Genomic DNA, 15,655 nt, shown 5'->3' on the forward strand with positions numbered 1-15,655 from the left:
GGATTCTCTTGATGACCGGATGAATGACTTCCTCGAGAACAGTTGGTGAAACAATCGACTCTCATTTGAGAAATCGTATGTTGTAGTAGCCGTACTGCGCTGAACGGGCGTTAATCGTATAAGCGGATGGCTATTACAGTCTTATGGACTGTGAGTTATTCGAAATGTGGGTGGTACCACGGGTGATTACTTTAATTATAATCTCTCGTCCCGGTTCTTTTTGAACAGGGCGGGAGATTTTTTTTGATTCAAAAAAATGGTTATATATGTAAAAGGAGGTAGTTGTAATGGCCTTTCAAAAACCGACAGGAACGCAAGATCTATTGCCGGGTATGGTAGAAAAATGGCAGTATGTTGAACAAAAAGCAAGAGATCTATGCAGACGTTTTAATTATCGTGAGATACGTACGCCACTTTTTGAACAGACGGATTTATTTGTACGTGGTGTTGGGGATACAACTGATATCGTTGAGAAGGAAATGTATACGTTCAATGATAAAGGTGATCGCAGCATGACGTTACGTCCGGAAGGAACAGCAGGCGTAGTCAGAGCGTACGTGGAGAATAAGTTATACGGTGAACCTGACGTTAGCAAGCTGTATTATATTGGACCTATGTTTCGGTATGAACGCCCTCAAGCAGGACGGTATCGTCAATTTCATCAGTTCGGGGTAGAAGCTTTTGGAGCGGTAGATCCTGCAATTGATGCGGAAGTGATATCACTGGGGTATCAATTTTGTAGGGAGCTAGGAATGCAGGGTGTGAAAGTAGAAATTAACTCTGTAGGTACACCTGAGACTCGTACAGCATATCGAGAGCAATTACTTGCCTATCTAACACCAATGAAGGACAGCCTTTGTAAAGATTGTAATTCTCGGATGGAGCGCAATCCTATGCGTGTACTGGATTGTAAAGTGGATCAAGATAAATTCCATGATGCTCCTTCTATTTTGGGAAGTTTAGATGAAGAATGTAGCACTCTTTTTGAGAAGGTAAAGCAGCATTTGGATGTTATGGAAGTGGACTATGTTGTCAATCCAAGACTCGTTCGTGGATTGGATTATTATACGCATACCGCTTTTGAATTCAAAGCAGAAGGTATTGGCGCTATTGATACCATTGGTGGTGGAGGGCGTTATAACGGTCTTGTGAGTGGTATTGGCGGACCAGACCAACCCGGAATTGGTGTAGGTATTGGTTTGGAGCGTATTGTACTCATTCTTGAGAAACAACAGATCGAACTAAATGCACAGAAACCTTTGGATGTTTACTTCGTCGCTTTAGGCGAACAAGCAGACATGGAAATTACCAAACAAGTATTTAAACTTCGTCAACTTGGATTCTCAGTAGAACGTGATTATTTGGGACGCAAGATGAAGGCTCAGATGAAGTCCTCAGATCGTCTGAAGGCGCGTTATACTGCGATTCTTGGTGATGATGAGCTCGAACGTGGTGAAATAGCTCTGAAATCGATGGAGACGGGTGAACAGCTTACCGTGAAATTGGATGAGATCCATCTGAACCTTGTTTAAAATGCCTATTAGGCTAACTATAGAAAAAGGGGATTGATTAAGTATGAGTAGAACACATCAATGTGGAAAACTTACGACAGCACATATAGGCGAGACAGTTACGCTGAATGGTTGGGTGCAGACACGTCGCGATTTAGGAGGCGTTATGTTTATCGATTTCCGCGATCGTAGCGGGATCGTACAGATCGTATTTAACCCAAGTTTCTCCGGTGATGCACTTGCTATAGCGGATAAAGTTCGTAGTGAATATGTACTGACTGTAACAGGTGAGGTAGTACTACGTGATAAAGAGACCGTTAATGCCAATCTCCCTACAGGAGAAATTGAAGTACGTATTACAGAAATTGAAGTGTTAAATGCAGCTAAGACACCTCCATTCTTTATTGAAGATGGTGTTGAAGTTGATGAGTCACTTCGATTGAAATATCGTTACTTAGATTTGCGCAGACCTGAAATGCAGAAGACACTTATGTTGCGTTCCAAAGCAACTAAGATTTTCCGTGATTTCTTGGATGATGAAGGTTTCATCGACGTGGAGACACCAATCTTGACTAAGAGTTCTCCAGAAGGTGCACGTGATTACTTGGTTCCAAGTCGTGTGCATGCTGGCGAGTTCTTTGCACTACCGCAATCCCCACAAATTTACAAACAATTATTAATGGTAGGTGGAATTGAACGTTATTATCAAATCGCACGTTGTTTCCGTGATGAAGATCTTCGTTCAGACCGTCAACCTGAATTTACGCAAGTCGATATTGAGACTTCTTTCATAGATCGGGACACTCTTCTAAATATGATGGAGCAACTTATGGTTCGTCTATTTAAGGAAACGGTGGGTGCGGAATTGCCGACACCATTCCAACGTATTAGTCATGCAGACGCGATGAGCAAGTATGGTTCCGATAAACCGGATCTACGTTTTGGATTAGAACTCGTAGAATTGAGTGATATCGTAGCTAATAGTGGAGCTAAGGTATTCGCATCCGTTATTGGAAATGGTGGACAAGTGAAGTGTCTTAACGCTAAAGGATGCGGAACATGGAGTCGTAAAGACATCGATGAGCTCGGAACATATGCGAGTCGTTATGGCGCGAAAGGACTAGCTTGGGTCCAAGTGAAAGATGGCGAATTTAAAGGTCCAATCGTTAAATTCCTTTCTGAAGATGAAATTATAGCAATCAAAGAACGTACAGGAGCAGAAGATGGCGACCTTCTCCTATTCTCTGCGGATAACAGTAAGATTGTTGCTGATGTTCTAGGTGCGTTACGTCTTAAGATTGGTCGTCAATTAGGATTAATTAACGACAAAGAATTTAAATTTGTTTGGGTATTAGACTTCCCATTGCTTAGCTATGATGATGATCAGAAACGATATATTGCAGAACATCACCCGTTCACACGTCCTAAGGATGAGGATTTGGAATTGTTCGATACAGATCCTTTGAAGATGCGTGCTGAAGCTTATGATATCGTATTAAATGGCTATGAAGTTGGTGGCGGTTCGATGCGTATCTTTAAACGTGAAATTCAGGAGAAAATGTTCAACGCGCTCGGTTTGTCACCTGAAGATGCATATGATAAGTTTGGATACCTACTGGATGCCTTTGAATATGGAACTCCACCTCATGGTGGTATTGCCTTTGGATTGGACAGACTGATTATGTTATTGGCTGGTCGTACGAATCTTCGTGAGACGATTGCGTTCCCGAAAACAGCTAGCGCAACGGATCTGTTGATGGATGCTCCTTCACCAGTAGAAAATATTCAACTTGAACAACTTCATATTAAATTGTCGAAAAAACCAGGTGAAGAAAAGAAAGCTTAAAGGAGGCATCTGTACATGCTGCATCAATTTTCGCGTACAGAACTCGCGATAGGATCAGAAGGCCTTGAGATCATGAAGAATAGTACGGTAGCCGTCTTGGGTATCGGGGGAGTGGGCTCCATTGCGGTGGAGGCCCTCGCTCGTACTGGGGTTGGACGAATCATTCTGATTGATAAGGATGTTGTGGATATCACGAACATTAATCGACAAATTCATGCTTTAACTACGACTGTAGGTCAGGAAAAAACGGAATTGATGGTCGATCGAGTGAAGCTAATTAATCCTGACTGCGAAGCTATCGCACTCAATATGTTTTACACGGATGAAACGTATGAGGAATTGTTTAAATATGACTTGGATTATATATTGGATGCGTCGGATACCATCATTTATAAAATTCATATCATTAAAGAATCTCTCAAGAGAAAGATTCCGATGATTTCTAGCATGGGTGCTGCGAACAAGATGGATCCAACACGGTTCCAAGTAGCGGATATATCGAAGACAACCATGGATCCTATTGCAAGGGTCATTCGAACAAGACTTCGTAAAGAGGGAATTAAGAAGGGTGTGAAGGTGGTATTCTCAACAGAGACACCGATGAAACCCCGTGAGGATATCACACAAAAGATTGTACCTGACAATGCGCCAGATAGACGTAAAGCTAAGCAACCTCCTGCGAGCAATGCTTTTGTACCGCCAGTAGTAGGCTTAATTATGGCTAGTGTTGCAGTGCGTGAGTTACTTGCTAACAAAGGGATTATTACATGAGTGAAATTTAAAAATAGAGGTGCGGGGTGGCCGAACTTTCGGTGCCGCGCCCTTTTTTTGTCATTATTGGATATGCTACATAATGGATCTGAAAAGTGAACACAGAATGGGGATTAATTGATGAAATCAGGATTTTGGCACCGAAGTCTGGGTCTTACGCCACAAGATGATTGGAAGAAAGAAATGATTGCAGGAATGGTGTCCTACTTTGCAGTCGTTTATATTGTTATGGTCAACGCGACGATTCTTCATGATGCAGGGATGCCGCTAAAAGCTGCAATGGTGGGTACACTACTGACATCAATTACAGGTTGTTTACTTATGGCATTTGGTGGGAAGTCGCCTATCATTGTTGTTCCGGGTATGGGGATTAATGCATTTTTCACATATACACTCGTTCATTCCATGAAGCTTAGCTGGCAGGAAGCCCTTGCGGTTGTAACCGTAACGGGTATTTTGTTCTCCATCGTAGCCTTTACTTCGCTTTATCGAATCATTAGTGAAGCTATTCCTAGAAATCTTCAACACGGTATTACGGTTGGAATTGGATTATTTCTGACATTTATCGGTTTGCAAAAAAGTAGTATCGTGGTTGCCCATCAAACGACATTTGTCGCTATTGGCCATTTCTCAGATCCATCCGTCATCGTTTCTTGTGTAACGTTACTCCTAGGATTGGTTCTATTTGTACGAGGAGTACCAGGAGGAATGCTTATAACGATGTTGACAGGAACAGTACTTGCTTATCTACTGGGTGCAGGTCCAACTGCTCCTAAAGCCGAGTCGGGGCGTACTTTTCAAACCTATGGTGAGGTATTTGGTGGGTTATCATGGTCCAATATGGGTAACATCGTGTTTTGGATCGCTGTATTTCTTCTGTTGCTGATTGTTGTTTTTGAGAATATCGGATTAGTGGCCTCCCAGACTGCCATGAGTGGTCGCCCGGAGAACTTTAAGGGAAGTCTCCGTGCCTTGTCAATAACGAACATATTTGCAGGTATATTTGGTTCAAGTCCAGTGGTCGCTGCTGCGGAGTCTAATGCTGGAATTGCAGCTGGTGGACGTACTGGACTAACTTCATTAGTGTCTGCTGTTTTGTTCGCTGCAACGTTTTTATTTATCCCCTTACTGACATGGATTCCCGATAGTGCAATTGCACCTATACTGATCATCATCGGTGGGTTAATGGTACAAAATGTACAAGAGATGGATTTCTCAGATCTGACAGAAGCATTTCCTGCCTTCTTGGTCATGGTCATGATTCCGTTTACCTATAGTATTGTAGATGGCATGGCTTTTGGTTTTATTGCGTATCCGGTTGTGAAGCTAGCACAGAATAGAGGGAAAGAAGTTTCTCCGGTACTTTACGGCATTGCAGCTTTGTTTATAGCTAACTTCGTTCTGAATTCATTGTTATAAAAGACTCGTGGTTTCTCTAATACCGTTATGATATACTTGATTTCCTTTGCTGTAAGGAAATATTTAGTAGCGAAGTAACACTAAGATGCTTAAGCACCAAAAAACTAAGTTAATGCTTACGAAGCAAGTTTTTGTTGGAGAAACAACAGGAAGTAACGCATCACAAAAACTTTTAGGAGGTAACTGAAAATGGAGGACAACTTTCAAAGTGCCTATCAAGAGGAAGAGAAAAGGCTGAATGATGCGATCACAGAAATTGATCGTCAACTGCAATGGTTACAAAGTGTTGATGTCTATACTGGGCATGATTTCACCGAGCAGGTCCTCGAAGAGGCACGCAAAGAGAAACGTATAACACTAGCCAAAAGCGTACAGGAGCCCTATTTTGGACGCTTGGATTTCCAAGGTACAAAGGATAAAGACAGAAAACCACTTTATATTGGTAAGTTAGGTGTGGATCGGGAAGTCGTAACAGATCAGCCGCTTGTGATTGATTGGCGTGCACCCGTTGCAAGTCTTTTTTACTCTTTTACCGGAGGTGATGAGGCAACATCCTATGAAGCGCCTGAAGGGTTGATCGAGGGGCTCGTATTCCTGAAACGAAACGTCGTTATTCGCAAGCAAATCTTAGAAAGAGTCTCGGATACCTATAACAAAGAGAATGAGCAACCGGCAGTATCAGATGAATTTCTAGTCTATCGTCTTGGGGAGAACAAGGATAATAAGCTACGTGACATCGTATCTACGATTCAAGCTGAGCAGGATCAAATTATTCGTGCCGCCAAGAATACAGCACTTATCATACAAGGCGTAGCAGGGAGCGGGAAAACGACCGTTGCACTACATCGTCTGGCTTATTTGTTGTATCAGTATAAAGAGCAGGTTACAGCAGAAAAAATGATTATTTTTGCACCGAACCATATGTTCTTAGATTATATTTCTGATGTACTTCCTGAACTAGGTGTGGGAGATATTCAACAGAGCACGTTTGCGGATTGGGCGTTGGAAGTGCTTGAACTGAATATGCCTCTTGCAGATGCGGCAGAGACACTTGATTATTGGTTCGAACACACGGGTGGAACTCGAGAGATAAATGATGAGGTTCCAGGCCGATTTAAAGGATCTTTGACACTCATGAAGATGATCTCAAGTATAATTGAGTCTTTGGAAATGTCTTCTGTTCCAGAAGGCAATTTCAGTCCATGGGATGGCAAGGTGTTATCGGGGGACAAGATCCTATATTGGTATAATGAAGAATACAAACCGTATCCTCTTGCCAAAAGAAAAGAACGAGTCATGGCGAGAATTCATCGCTGGGTGGAAATGGAACTCAAAAAATCCCCATCTGAAGCCGTGTTCAAAGATCGTAAGAAAAAGGCAACACAACGTGAAAAAAGTTATGCTACCAAGTGGCCTAAGTATGAGCCTTTGACATTATATAAACAAATGTTTCGTGCTATAAAAGCACCAACCGGATGGTCGGATGATTGCTTACAAGGAATTCCGGCTAGCGTGTTGAAATCAACACAATCCGATCTTAAGAAGGGCATTATCCGTGAAGAAGATCTTTCGCCACTTCTGTATATTCATTATTTATTGAATGATGTAACTAGTGAACAACGGTTTGACCATATTGTCATTGATGAGGCACAGGATTTCTCACCATTCCAGGTAGCCGTATTGGATTTCTTTGTTCGTGGACATTCTTTCACGATTCTAGGTGATCTTTCACAAGGTATTCATGCTTACCGGGGCGTTCATCAATGGGAAGAGATGAGTTCGTTATTCCAACCAGAACATACCGCATACTTTGCATTAACCCGAAGTTATCGCTCTACGATGGAGATTATCGAATTTGCGAATGGAATTTTGGAAAAGGGTGTTCAAAGTGATCTAATGGCTGTTCCCGTATTTCGTAGTGGAGATACTGTTCGTTTAATTCCTTATGGTAAGGATGAAGGAGCGAGAATAGACGATCTACAAACGGCTTTAAATCGATTATCCTCTAAAGAATATCGGACGGTAGCCATTCTGACGCGAACCCTAAGCGAAGCTAGAGAACTGCATCATCAATTAGTAAAAGTAACAGCAGATTTACATCTAATCGATGGAAGCAAACAAGCCTACCAAGGTGGACTATCCATACTTCCAGTGTATCTTTCTAAAGGATTAGAGTTCGATGCTGTTATTGTAGCAGATGCTGATCTAGATCATTACGGTCCCAAACCATGGGATGCAAAATTGATGTATGTAGGATGTACCCGCGCATTGCATGAGTTATGGATTATGCATGGTGAAGGGGTTCCAGATTATTTGGTGAACTCGGAAGAGGATATAGCTGTTCAAGGTTGGCCTACAGTTGAATGAAATGATAATGATGAGGAATACAGGTAAACAATAGTTATAACTATTCTTTCACTTGTTACCATCCGTGATAATATGAGTTAATAAGGATGTCGGAACCGACTAATATGCCATGGAAGGAGGCTGATTGAATTGATCAAAGCATACGAGGTGGTTTCCGCGTAAGCGGAAGCCTTTTGAAGAGGGGGATCGCGACAAGCGATCTCCCTTCTTTTTTTTATAACTATGAGGGTATTAAATGAGGTATAATAAATCCAGTTGGGAAAAAATTCAAAAAGAAAAGGAGGCGAAATCAATGGTATTAAATAAAAAAGTCTTAAACGTAGCTGTAGTTGGACAATGGTTTAAGGAGGACGTTGGTTATCGCAAATTACAAAAATGGCAAGGATGTGCTTCCACCTAATTTGTTGAAAGAGCTTCAACAGTATATCCATGGTGAGCTGATATACATCCCGAAGAAGAACAAACAGCGTGTAGGTTGGGGAGAACTTAGCGGAACACGGAAGCTGATCACCCGCAGGAATGAAGAAATTTATGGTTTATATTCAGAAGGTCATTCTGTTGAATATTTGCAGCAAGCGTATCATTTGTCCGAAGACAGCATTCGTAAAGTCATTGTTAAAATGCGGATGGCGCTTAGCAAATCTTCAGTACAGAGTTAGCATAGCGTGTTCAAGAAATGATAAGTTTCACGGTATATTCTAACTTCATACTTCTCGTAGAAACGGGTGCTTTCCTTTAGGGGCGGTAGCCGTTTTTACTTGTCTTGATTACGATTGTGATATGATAGACGAAGACATATCTAATTTTGATGGATAGTTAGGACGTGAATATATAATGGATTTATTCTCTTTTCAGCAGGAATCGGACCACGGTTCGAGGCTGCTTGCAGATCGGATGCGTCCTGTAAATCTGGATGAATATATTGGACAAGAACATATTATTGGACAAGGAAAGTTATTACGACGCGCAATTGAGGCAGATCAAGTCTCATCAATTCTTTTATATGGCCCTCCCGGATCGGGTAAGACAACGCTAGCGCATATTATTTCACATCATACGAAGGCTACTTTTGTACGATTAAATGCAGTAGAGGCCTCTGTGAAAGATGTGCGAGAAGTGATTGATCAGGCGCACACCAGTAAGTCTTTATATGGCACTAAGACGATTCTTTTCTTAGATGAGGTACACCGCTTTAACAGTTCTCGGCAAGATGCATTGTTACCAGCTGTTGAGAAAGGTACCATTGTATTTATTGGGGCGACAACTGAGAATCCATTCCATTACGTCAATGGTGCCTTAATGAGTCGATCAACATTATTTCAATTAAACGCGCTCACGAAGGAACATTCCTTAATTGCCATGAAACGCGCACTTCTAGATTCAGAAAAAGGGCTTGGTTATATGAAGCTCAATGTGGATGAAGATGCACTAGAGCATATCGCAACGATGGCAAATGGCGATATTCGCAGAGCGCTTAATGCGTTAGAGCTCGCAGTGTTGACGACTGCTCCAGAGAATGATGGTACGATTCACGTTACGATTGAAGTGGCAGAAGAATCGATCCGTCGACCTATCGTAAAAGCGGATGAATCCACGCAGTATGATATCATTTCGGCGTTTCATAAGAGTATCCGGGGGTCAAGTGATGCTGCTCTATTCTGGTTTCTGTATGGGGTGGAGAAGCTTGGCATGGATCCCATGGTGTTCATCCGACGTCTAATTGCAGCTAGTAGTGAAGATATCGGTCTTGCTAATCCGCAGGCGCTAGTACAGGCTGTGAGTGCACTTGATGCTTATCGAAATAATGGCTGGGCTGAGGGGAAGTTGAATATCTCGCAGGCGATTCTATTTGCAGTTGAAAGTCCGAAGTCCAATGCCGTATATCTTGCAATTTCCAAAGCGATGACGGCTATGGACGATATCAAGTCAGCGGAAGTACCTTTGCACTTAAGAGATACCCACTATAAGGGTGCTATGAAGCTTGGACATACAGGATATAAATATCCACATGATTTCCCTAATCATTATGTTAAGCAAGATTATTTGCCTAAAGAAATCTCACGTCGAGTATTCTACCAAGCGACTGAACAAGGGAATGAATCTAAAATCAGGCTGAATCAAGAGCGCAGGCGTGAATTGTAGATTTCGTTTTTTATGGATGGGATAAAGCAGGCTATCTACAACGACTTTTTTTATAAATACAAAATGCCCCTCTCATCTATGACGAGAAGGGCATTTGTTTATTTTGTTCGAATTGGAGGTATTGTGTAAGGAACCTTATCGACTTTGTCGATGGTGCCACCGCCGAGGCATTCTTCACCTTGGAAGAAGACGACAGCTTGTCCTGGTGTAATTGCTTTTTGTTGTTTATCAAAAACGACGTTAACCGATCCATCGGCAAGCCAGTTCAGCGTGACAGCTTGATCCGGCTGACGGTAACGGAACTTGGCTGTACAAGTAAAAGGTCCTTTGGGCAAAGATCCTTCTCCTGCAATCCAGTTCACATCCGTTGCTATAAGCCCATTAGAATAAAGACTAGGATGACTATCACCTTGCACGACATATAGAATGTTATGCTCTAGATTCTTATCAGCTACAAACCAAGGCTCGCCATTACCTGATCCACCAATGCCAAGACCTTGACGCTGACCAAGGGTATAATACATCAATCCATCATGATCGCCTTTAACTTCACCGGTTGCAATATCAACCATTTTACCAGACTGAGCAGGTAAGTATTGGCTAAGGAACTCTTTGAAGTTACGTTCACCGATGAAACAGACGCCTGTGCTGTCTTTCTTCTTGGCAGTATATAGACCAGCTTCTTCAGCAATGCGTCGTACTTCCGGTTTAGGAAGATGTCCGATGGGGAACATCGCTTTGGAGAATTGTTCTTGATTTAAGGCGTTTAGGAAGTAGGTCTGATCTTTATTACTATCAATACCACGTAACAGTTTATAAACACCATTCTCTTCAATTACTCTGGCGTAATGACCTGTAGCGACGTACTCGGCGCCTAAATTGAGAGCTTTATTCAAGAATTCGCCGAATTTGATCTCTCGATTGCACATGACATCAGGATTGGGCGTTCTACCGGACTTATATTCATCAAGGAAGTAGGAGAATACTTTATCAAAGTATTCCTTCTCGAAATTGACCGTATAGTAGGGAATATCAATCTGTTCACAGACACGGCGTACATCTTCCGCATCATCTTCAGCCGTACAATTACCGAATTGATCGGTGTCGTCCCAATTCTTCATAAAGATCCCGATTACATCATAACCTTGCTGTTTCAGAAGCAGCGCGGTGACAGAGGAATCGACACCTCCAGACATGCCGACAACGACACGTGTGTTGCTATTATCTATTGACATCAGAATCACCATCTTTATATTAAAATTGTGCCCATATTGTATTTTAACATAATCAAGATGAGATCACATACTGAGTTATGTCCACTCGGGACGAACATTTCTTCTATTTGTAACGGTTTGTTTTCCATATAGGAACTGAATATGTTACCATAAGCAAAGGGTAATGATCGGAATAGGTTGGAATAGTGTGAATTAACACCCCAACGTACCGATTACACTAACCATACAGATGAAATCAACAGCAAACAATCATACAAGATTTTTATAAGAATAGAAAGAGGTGCTAGGAATGAAAATATCAACAAAAGGACGTTACGGCTTAACGATTATGATGGAACTATCTTCTAAGTTTGGTGAGGGACCAACTTCACTGAAAAGTATTGCTGAGAAGAATCAATTATCAGAGCATTATCTTGAACAATTGATTGCACCACTTCGTAATGCAGGATTGGTAAAAAGTGTCCGTGGGGCTTATGGGGGTTATATTTTATTTCGTGACCCGTCAACGATTACAGCAGGCGATGTTATTCGCGTTCTTGAAGGGCCTATTTCCCCAGTGGACTTTACAGAAGAAGATGATCCAGCGAAGCGGGATTTATGGCTGAGAATTCGCGATGGTATTGCTAGTGCACTAGATTCTACAACATTGCAAGATCTTATTTCTTTTGAAGAGAAAAGTGCTGCTGACAATTACATGTTCTATATTTAATTTCAATAGGCGGTGGCTATATAATGAATTCAATTTATTTGGACCATGCGGCTTCTACACCTATTCATCCAGAGGTAGCTAGTGTCATGATGAAGATTATGACTGAACAATATGGTAATGCATCAAGTGTACATACCTTTGGACGAAGTGCAAAGCGTATATTGAACGGAGCACGGGATCAAGTTTGTACATTGCTTGCTTGTTATCCAGATGAACTTGTTTTTACAGGTGGAGGAACAGAAAGTGATAATTTAGCCTTGTTTGGGGTATCTTCATTATTAAGCCATAAAGGTAAACATATTATTACTTCTTCCATTGAGCATCATGCAATCTTGCATACATGTGATCAACTGGAACGCGAGGGTTTCAAGATTACGTATCTTCCTGTAGACACAACAGGTCGTATTAGCCTAAGTGATTTAGAGGAAGCAATCACGGATGAAACCATACTTATCAGTATAATGTATGGTAACAATGAAGTAGGTACAGTCCAGCCTATTAAAGAGATAGGTGAACTAGCACGTAGTCGAGGTATTCTGTTTCATGTAGATGCGGTACAGGCATTAGGAGCTGTTCCGATTTCATGTAAGGAGTTGGCTGTTGATCTTATGAGCTTCTCAGCACATAAGGTTAATGGCCCCCAAGGCGTAGGTGCTCTTTATGTTCGTCGTGGTTTACAATTGAATGCTCGGTTACATGGAGGCCTTCAGGAGAAGAAACGTCGTGCAGGTACGGAGAATATTGCTGGTATTGCAGGATTTGCCAAGGCAATCGAGATTATGTGTGACCAATTAAAAGAACGATCTGATTACTATGTACTTCTCAGAAGTACATTGCTTGAAGCATTAGAGCGGGAAGTGGGTCGTGATTTCTTTATTGTGAATGGCCATTCATCGGAATTTCTGCCTCACATTCTCAATATTAGTTTTCCTGAAATTGATTCAGAGACGCTTCTTATGAGTATGGATATGGAAGGGATTTCTGCATCTAGCGGTTCGGCATGTACTTCGGGTTCATTAGAATTATCGCATGTTCTTAAAGCTATGAATCTCCCTGAGGAAATATTGAATTCGGCGATTCGTTTTAGCTATGGTTTGGGTAATACTACTGAAGATATGGAATGTACTGCTCGAATAATTGGAACCATTCTTCAGCGTATACGTAAAAGAGAGCATAGATAATTCTCCGATGGATAAGGAGGTATGAGGGTACTCCATTACATCCTGAAATCATGTGACAGTTCTTGTATAGCAAATGATGCTCGAAATAGGGCTGGTGTGGTTTCAAATTGATGATGGTGAGGAGGTTCTTGCCTTGAAGCTTCAAGAAATGATTGGAATTTCCGTATATGATGTAGAAGAAGGTAAGGAAATCGGCAAAGTGTGCGATTTCATATTAGATGCTCATTGGACAATTGTAAGCTTTGAGCTTGAACGTAAAGCGTTATTCTCCAAGATGGTAAACACCATTGATTGGAGCGATATTGTCGCTTACGGTGAAGATGCCGTAATGATTCGTAATCAACAGGCTGTTCGTAAGACGAAAGCCGACAACATACAGTTAACCTATTCTCTTGGGAAGAAGAAACTGAAGGATTTACCTGTCATAACGGAAGATGGTCTCACACTTGGCAGGATATCCGATGTTTACATTGACCAAGAAGTGGGCAATACAATAGTAGGTCTGGAAATAAGTGATGGTTTTGTCACAGATATAATTGAAGGACGAAAGTGGCTACCGTGTACGTCCGATATGGTTGTTGGAGAAGATGCTGTTATAGTACCTCCAATGAGCGAGGAACGTTTAGTGCAGCCATTTATTCTGGAAGCGGATAGGTGAAAATAATGAAGTGTCCTAATTGTAGTTCGAAAGATATCGGAAAGATTGGATCTCACCAGTTCTATTGCTGGGGTTGTTTCATCGAACTGACGGTTAACGGAGAGAAAATGTCCGTATACCAAGTGGAGGAAGATGGAACATTAAGCTCACTTGATGATTTATTCTTTGGTGAAGAAGTTCCTCAGGACTTTCCTCACATACATGTCTCCTCTTAATGTATGAGGTAAATGTTCGTGATTATGTATTTCGTACATACCCTTAAATACCTCTGATTCATGGCCTGAAACGTTGGCTATGAATTAGAGGTTTTTCTGTTTTAACATTGTTAATATGGATTTCAGTTTAGTGTCCTTCTTTAGATTATTCTGCAAGTTCTGTACATATACTACTTGTAGAAGCTAGTCCGAGAAGGAGGATGAACGGTTGGAATCGATGTCACACAATAAATGGTTTCGGTCCTTGATTTGGGTACTCCTGAGTCTTATTATTATCTACTTCATATGGTTGTTACGGCCATTATTTATGAATGTCTATCATTTTCTTAAAGTTATTCTTGCGCCATTCATGGTTTCGATGATCATTTCATATGTTCTTAATCCGGTCGTAAGTATGCTTCAGAATCGAAAAGTACCACGTATTATAGCTGTCCTTCTCATTTATGCGGTATTTATATCATGTCTTGTTGTCATTCTCATGAATATGATTCCCATGTTTATTGAACAGTTGGAAGAACTCAATGAACATTTACCAGAGATGACCATGAATGCTCAAAGTTTCGTAACTAATTTAGATTCTAATCTTCTTCCTTCGGGAGTTAGGGCAGGTGTCATGGATTGGTTCTTTCAATGGGAGGATCGGTTCGCACAAGGTATATCTTCTTTCATGAATAATATTGGCAGCACAATTAATGTGGTACTTAACATTTTTATTGTCCCTTTTCTAATATTTTATATCTTAAAGGATTTCGATGTGTTTGAACGGACAGTGGTATCCTACTTACCAAGGTCAGGGCGGAAAACCATCGTTGTTGTGTTAAAGGAAATTGATAGTGCTCTGGGAAGTTATGTCCGTGGTCAGTTCATGGTTTGCCTTATTATTGGGGTACTTGCTTATATCGGGTATATGATTATCGGTATGCCCTACGCGCTATTATTAGCGAGTGTCGTCGCTGTATTTAATGTGGTTCCTTATTTGGGGCCGTTCTTGGGTGCCGCACCGGCGGTAGTTATGGCATCTACGGTATCTATCAAAATGGTACTGCTAGTGGTTGTGGTCAATACCGTTTGCCAAGTGATGGAGAGTAATGTCATTTCACCTCAAGTTGTTGGAAGGAAGCTGCATTTACATCCTGTACTGATCATATTTGCGTTATTGGTAGGGGGAGAAATTGCAGGGATTGTAGGACTGATTCTGGCTGTTCCTTTATTAGCAGTTATTAAAGTTATTATTCAGCATCTCTTTGCTTATTATATCAAGCGAAAGACAGTGTAATGCTGGATTGACAGAAGCAAGGGACCTCTATATACTTGTACTGATAATGAGCAATAAATGACAAATCGAGGATGAAATGAAGTACGACGGTGTTCCTTAACCAGAGAACAGACTCCTTTATGGCATATAGTCATGAAGGCTGAGAGAGTCTGAAAGTGTAGCCCGTCAGAAAGCTAATTTCGGAGTGTGACCTAAATTCACCGGGTGGACCCCGTTAGCAGCCGTAACAAAGGCGATCGCAAGAATGGACAAGTGGATGACTTGGACTAAGGCGATAACCAGGGTGGTACCGCGATGATAATCGTCCCTGAATATTCAGGGGCGT

14 protein-coding genes are annotated in these 15,655 nt (G+C 41.5%); 13 read left to right on the forward strand and 1 reads right to left on the reverse strand.

Features of this window, described 5'->3' with window-relative positions; all coding sequences use genetic code 11:
• Positions 1-287: 287 nt before the first annotated feature.
• The 8 genes from hisS (at position 288) to PBAT_RS22670 (ending at position 10,056) form a co-directional block, all read left to right on the forward strand.
• The gene (gene hisS / locus PBAT_RS22640; protein WP_068652937.1) at positions 288-1,532 is read left to right on the forward strand and encodes a histidine--tRNA ligase; all 1,245 of its coding nucleotides are present in this window, start codon (positions 288-290) and stop codon (positions 1,530-1,532) included.
• 43 nt (positions 1,533-1,575) lie between these two features.
• The gene (gene aspS / locus PBAT_RS22645) at positions 1,576-3,357 is read left to right on the forward strand and encodes an aspartate--tRNA ligase (RefSeq protein WP_068652938.1); all 1,782 of its coding nucleotides are present in this window, start codon (positions 1,576-1,578) and stop codon (positions 3,355-3,357) included.
• A gap of 15 nt (positions 3,358-3,372) precedes the next feature.
• Positions 3,373-4,128: a tRNA threonylcarbamoyladenosine dehydratase gene (locus PBAT_RS22650; RefSeq protein ID WP_068652939.1), complete on the forward strand. Its 756-nt coding sequence runs from the start codon at positions 3,373-3,375 to the stop codon at positions 4,126-4,128.
• 120 nt (positions 4,129-4,248) lie between these two features.
• Positions 4,249-5,547: an NCS2 family permease gene (locus PBAT_RS22655; protein WP_068652940.1), complete on the forward strand. Its 1,299-nt coding sequence runs from the start codon at positions 4,249-4,251 to the stop codon at positions 5,545-5,547.
• A gap of 189 nt (positions 5,548-5,736) precedes the next feature.
• A complete protein-coding gene (locus PBAT_RS22660; RefSeq protein ID WP_068652941.1) occupies positions 5,737-7,914 on the forward strand; it encodes a HelD family protein in 2,178 nt (725 codons plus the stop codon).
• Between the two features lie 235 nt (positions 7,915-8,149).
• Positions 8,150-8,314, forward strand: coding sequence for a hypothetical protein (locus PBAT_RS25715; protein ID WP_169810164.1), 165 nt, complete (start codon positions 8,150-8,152; stop codon positions 8,312-8,314).
• Complete coding sequence (locus tag PBAT_RS22665) at positions 8,301-8,573, forward strand: CD3324 family protein (protein ID WP_248912455.1); 273 nt, start codon at positions 8,301-8,303, stop codon at positions 8,571-8,573. Before PBAT_RS25715 ends, PBAT_RS22665 begins: the two co-directional genes overlap by 14 nt.
• A gap of 175 nt (positions 8,574-8,748) precedes the next feature.
• Positions 8,749-10,056: a replication-associated recombination protein A gene (locus tag PBAT_RS22670; RefSeq protein WP_068652942.1), complete on the forward strand. Its 1,308-nt coding sequence runs from the start codon at positions 8,749-8,751 to the stop codon at positions 10,054-10,056.
• A gap of 98 nt (positions 10,057-10,154) precedes the next feature.
• Here PBAT_RS22670 and mnmA read toward each other — a convergent pair whose 3' ends face one another.
• The gene (gene mnmA, locus PBAT_RS22675) at positions 10,155-11,291 is read right to left on the reverse strand and encodes a tRNA 2-thiouridine(34) synthase MnmA (protein WP_068652943.1); all 1,137 of its coding nucleotides are present in this window, start codon (positions 11,289-11,291) and stop codon (positions 10,155-10,157) included.
• 289 nt (positions 11,292-11,580) lie between these two features.
• Between mnmA and cymR the strand changes: the two genes are divergently transcribed.
• The 5 genes from cymR to PBAT_RS22700 all read left to right on the forward strand — a co-directional run bounded on the left by cymR (position 11,581) and on the right by PBAT_RS22700 (position 15,330).
• On the forward strand, positions 11,581-12,000 hold the full coding sequence (cymR, locus tag PBAT_RS22680; RefSeq protein ID WP_068588001.1) for a cysteine metabolism transcriptional regulator CymR: 420 nt from the start codon (positions 11,581-11,583) through the stop codon (positions 11,998-12,000).
• Between the two features lie 23 nt (positions 12,001-12,023).
• Positions 12,024-13,181, forward strand: a complete 1,158-nt coding sequence (locus PBAT_RS22685) for a cysteine desulfurase family protein (protein ID WP_068652944.1) — start codon at positions 12,024-12,026, stop codon at positions 13,179-13,181.
• Between the two features lie 133 nt (positions 13,182-13,314).
• On the forward strand, positions 13,315-13,839 hold the full coding sequence (locus PBAT_RS22690) for a PRC-barrel domain-containing protein (RefSeq protein WP_068652945.1): 525 nt from the start codon (positions 13,315-13,317) through the stop codon (positions 13,837-13,839).
• Positions 13,840-13,844: 5 nt separating this feature from the next.
• Entirely contained in the window at positions 13,845-14,054 is a 210-nt protein-coding gene (locus tag PBAT_RS22695; protein WP_068652946.1) for a hypothetical protein, read from the forward strand.
• 217 nt (positions 14,055-14,271) lie between these two features.
• The gene (locus PBAT_RS22700; protein ID WP_420848823.1) at positions 14,272-15,330 is read left to right on the forward strand and encodes an AI-2E family transporter; all 1,059 of its coding nucleotides are present in this window, start codon (positions 14,272-14,274) and stop codon (positions 15,328-15,330) included.
• The last annotated feature ends 325 nt before the right edge of the window (positions 15,331-15,655 follow it).

Source organism: Paenibacillus antarcticus, from assembly GCF_001637225.1.
Taxonomy (GTDB): domain Bacteria; phylum Bacillota; class Bacilli; order Paenibacillales; family Paenibacillaceae; genus Paenibacillus_AQ; species Paenibacillus_AQ antarcticus.

Coding starts and splice junctions, on each gene's coding strand:
- hisS (WP_068652937.1), top strand. CDS start 288: ATGGCCTTTCAAAAACCGACAGGAACGCAAGATCTATTGCCGGGTATG.
- aspS (WP_068652938.1), top strand. CDS start 1,576: ATGAGTAGAACACATCAATGTGGAAAACTTACGACAGCACATATAGGC.
- PBAT_RS22650 (WP_068652939.1), top strand. CDS start 3,373: ATGCTGCATCAATTTTCGCGTACAGAACTCGCGATAGGATCAGAAGGC.
- PBAT_RS22655 (WP_068652940.1), top strand. CDS start 4,249: ATGAAATCAGGATTTTGGCACCGAAGTCTGGGTCTTACGCCACAAGAT.
- PBAT_RS22660 (WP_068652941.1), top strand. CDS start 5,737: ATGGAGGACAACTTTCAAAGTGCCTATCAAGAGGAAGAGAAAAGGCTG.
- PBAT_RS25715 (WP_169810164.1), top strand. CDS start 8,150: ATGAGGTATAATAAATCCAGTTGGGAAAAAATTCAAAAAGAAAAGGAG.
- PBAT_RS22670 (WP_068652942.1), top strand. CDS start 8,749: ATGGATTTATTCTCTTTTCAGCAGGAATCGGACCACGGTTCGAGGCTG.
- mnmA (WP_068652943.1), bottom strand. CDS start 11,291: ATGTCAATAGATAATAGCAACACACGTGTCGTTGTCGGCATGTCTGGA.
- cymR (WP_068588001.1), top strand. CDS start 11,581: ATGAAAATATCAACAAAAGGACGTTACGGCTTAACGATTATGATGGAA.
- PBAT_RS22685 (WP_068652944.1), top strand. CDS start 12,024: ATGAATTCAATTTATTTGGACCATGCGGCTTCTACACCTATTCATCCA.
- PBAT_RS22695 (WP_068652946.1), top strand. CDS start 13,845: ATGAAGTGTCCTAATTGTAGTTCGAAAGATATCGGAAAGATTGGATCT.
- PBAT_RS22700 (WP_420848823.1), top strand. CDS start 14,272: ATGTCACACAATAAATGGTTTCGGTCCTTGATTTGGGTACTCCTGAGT.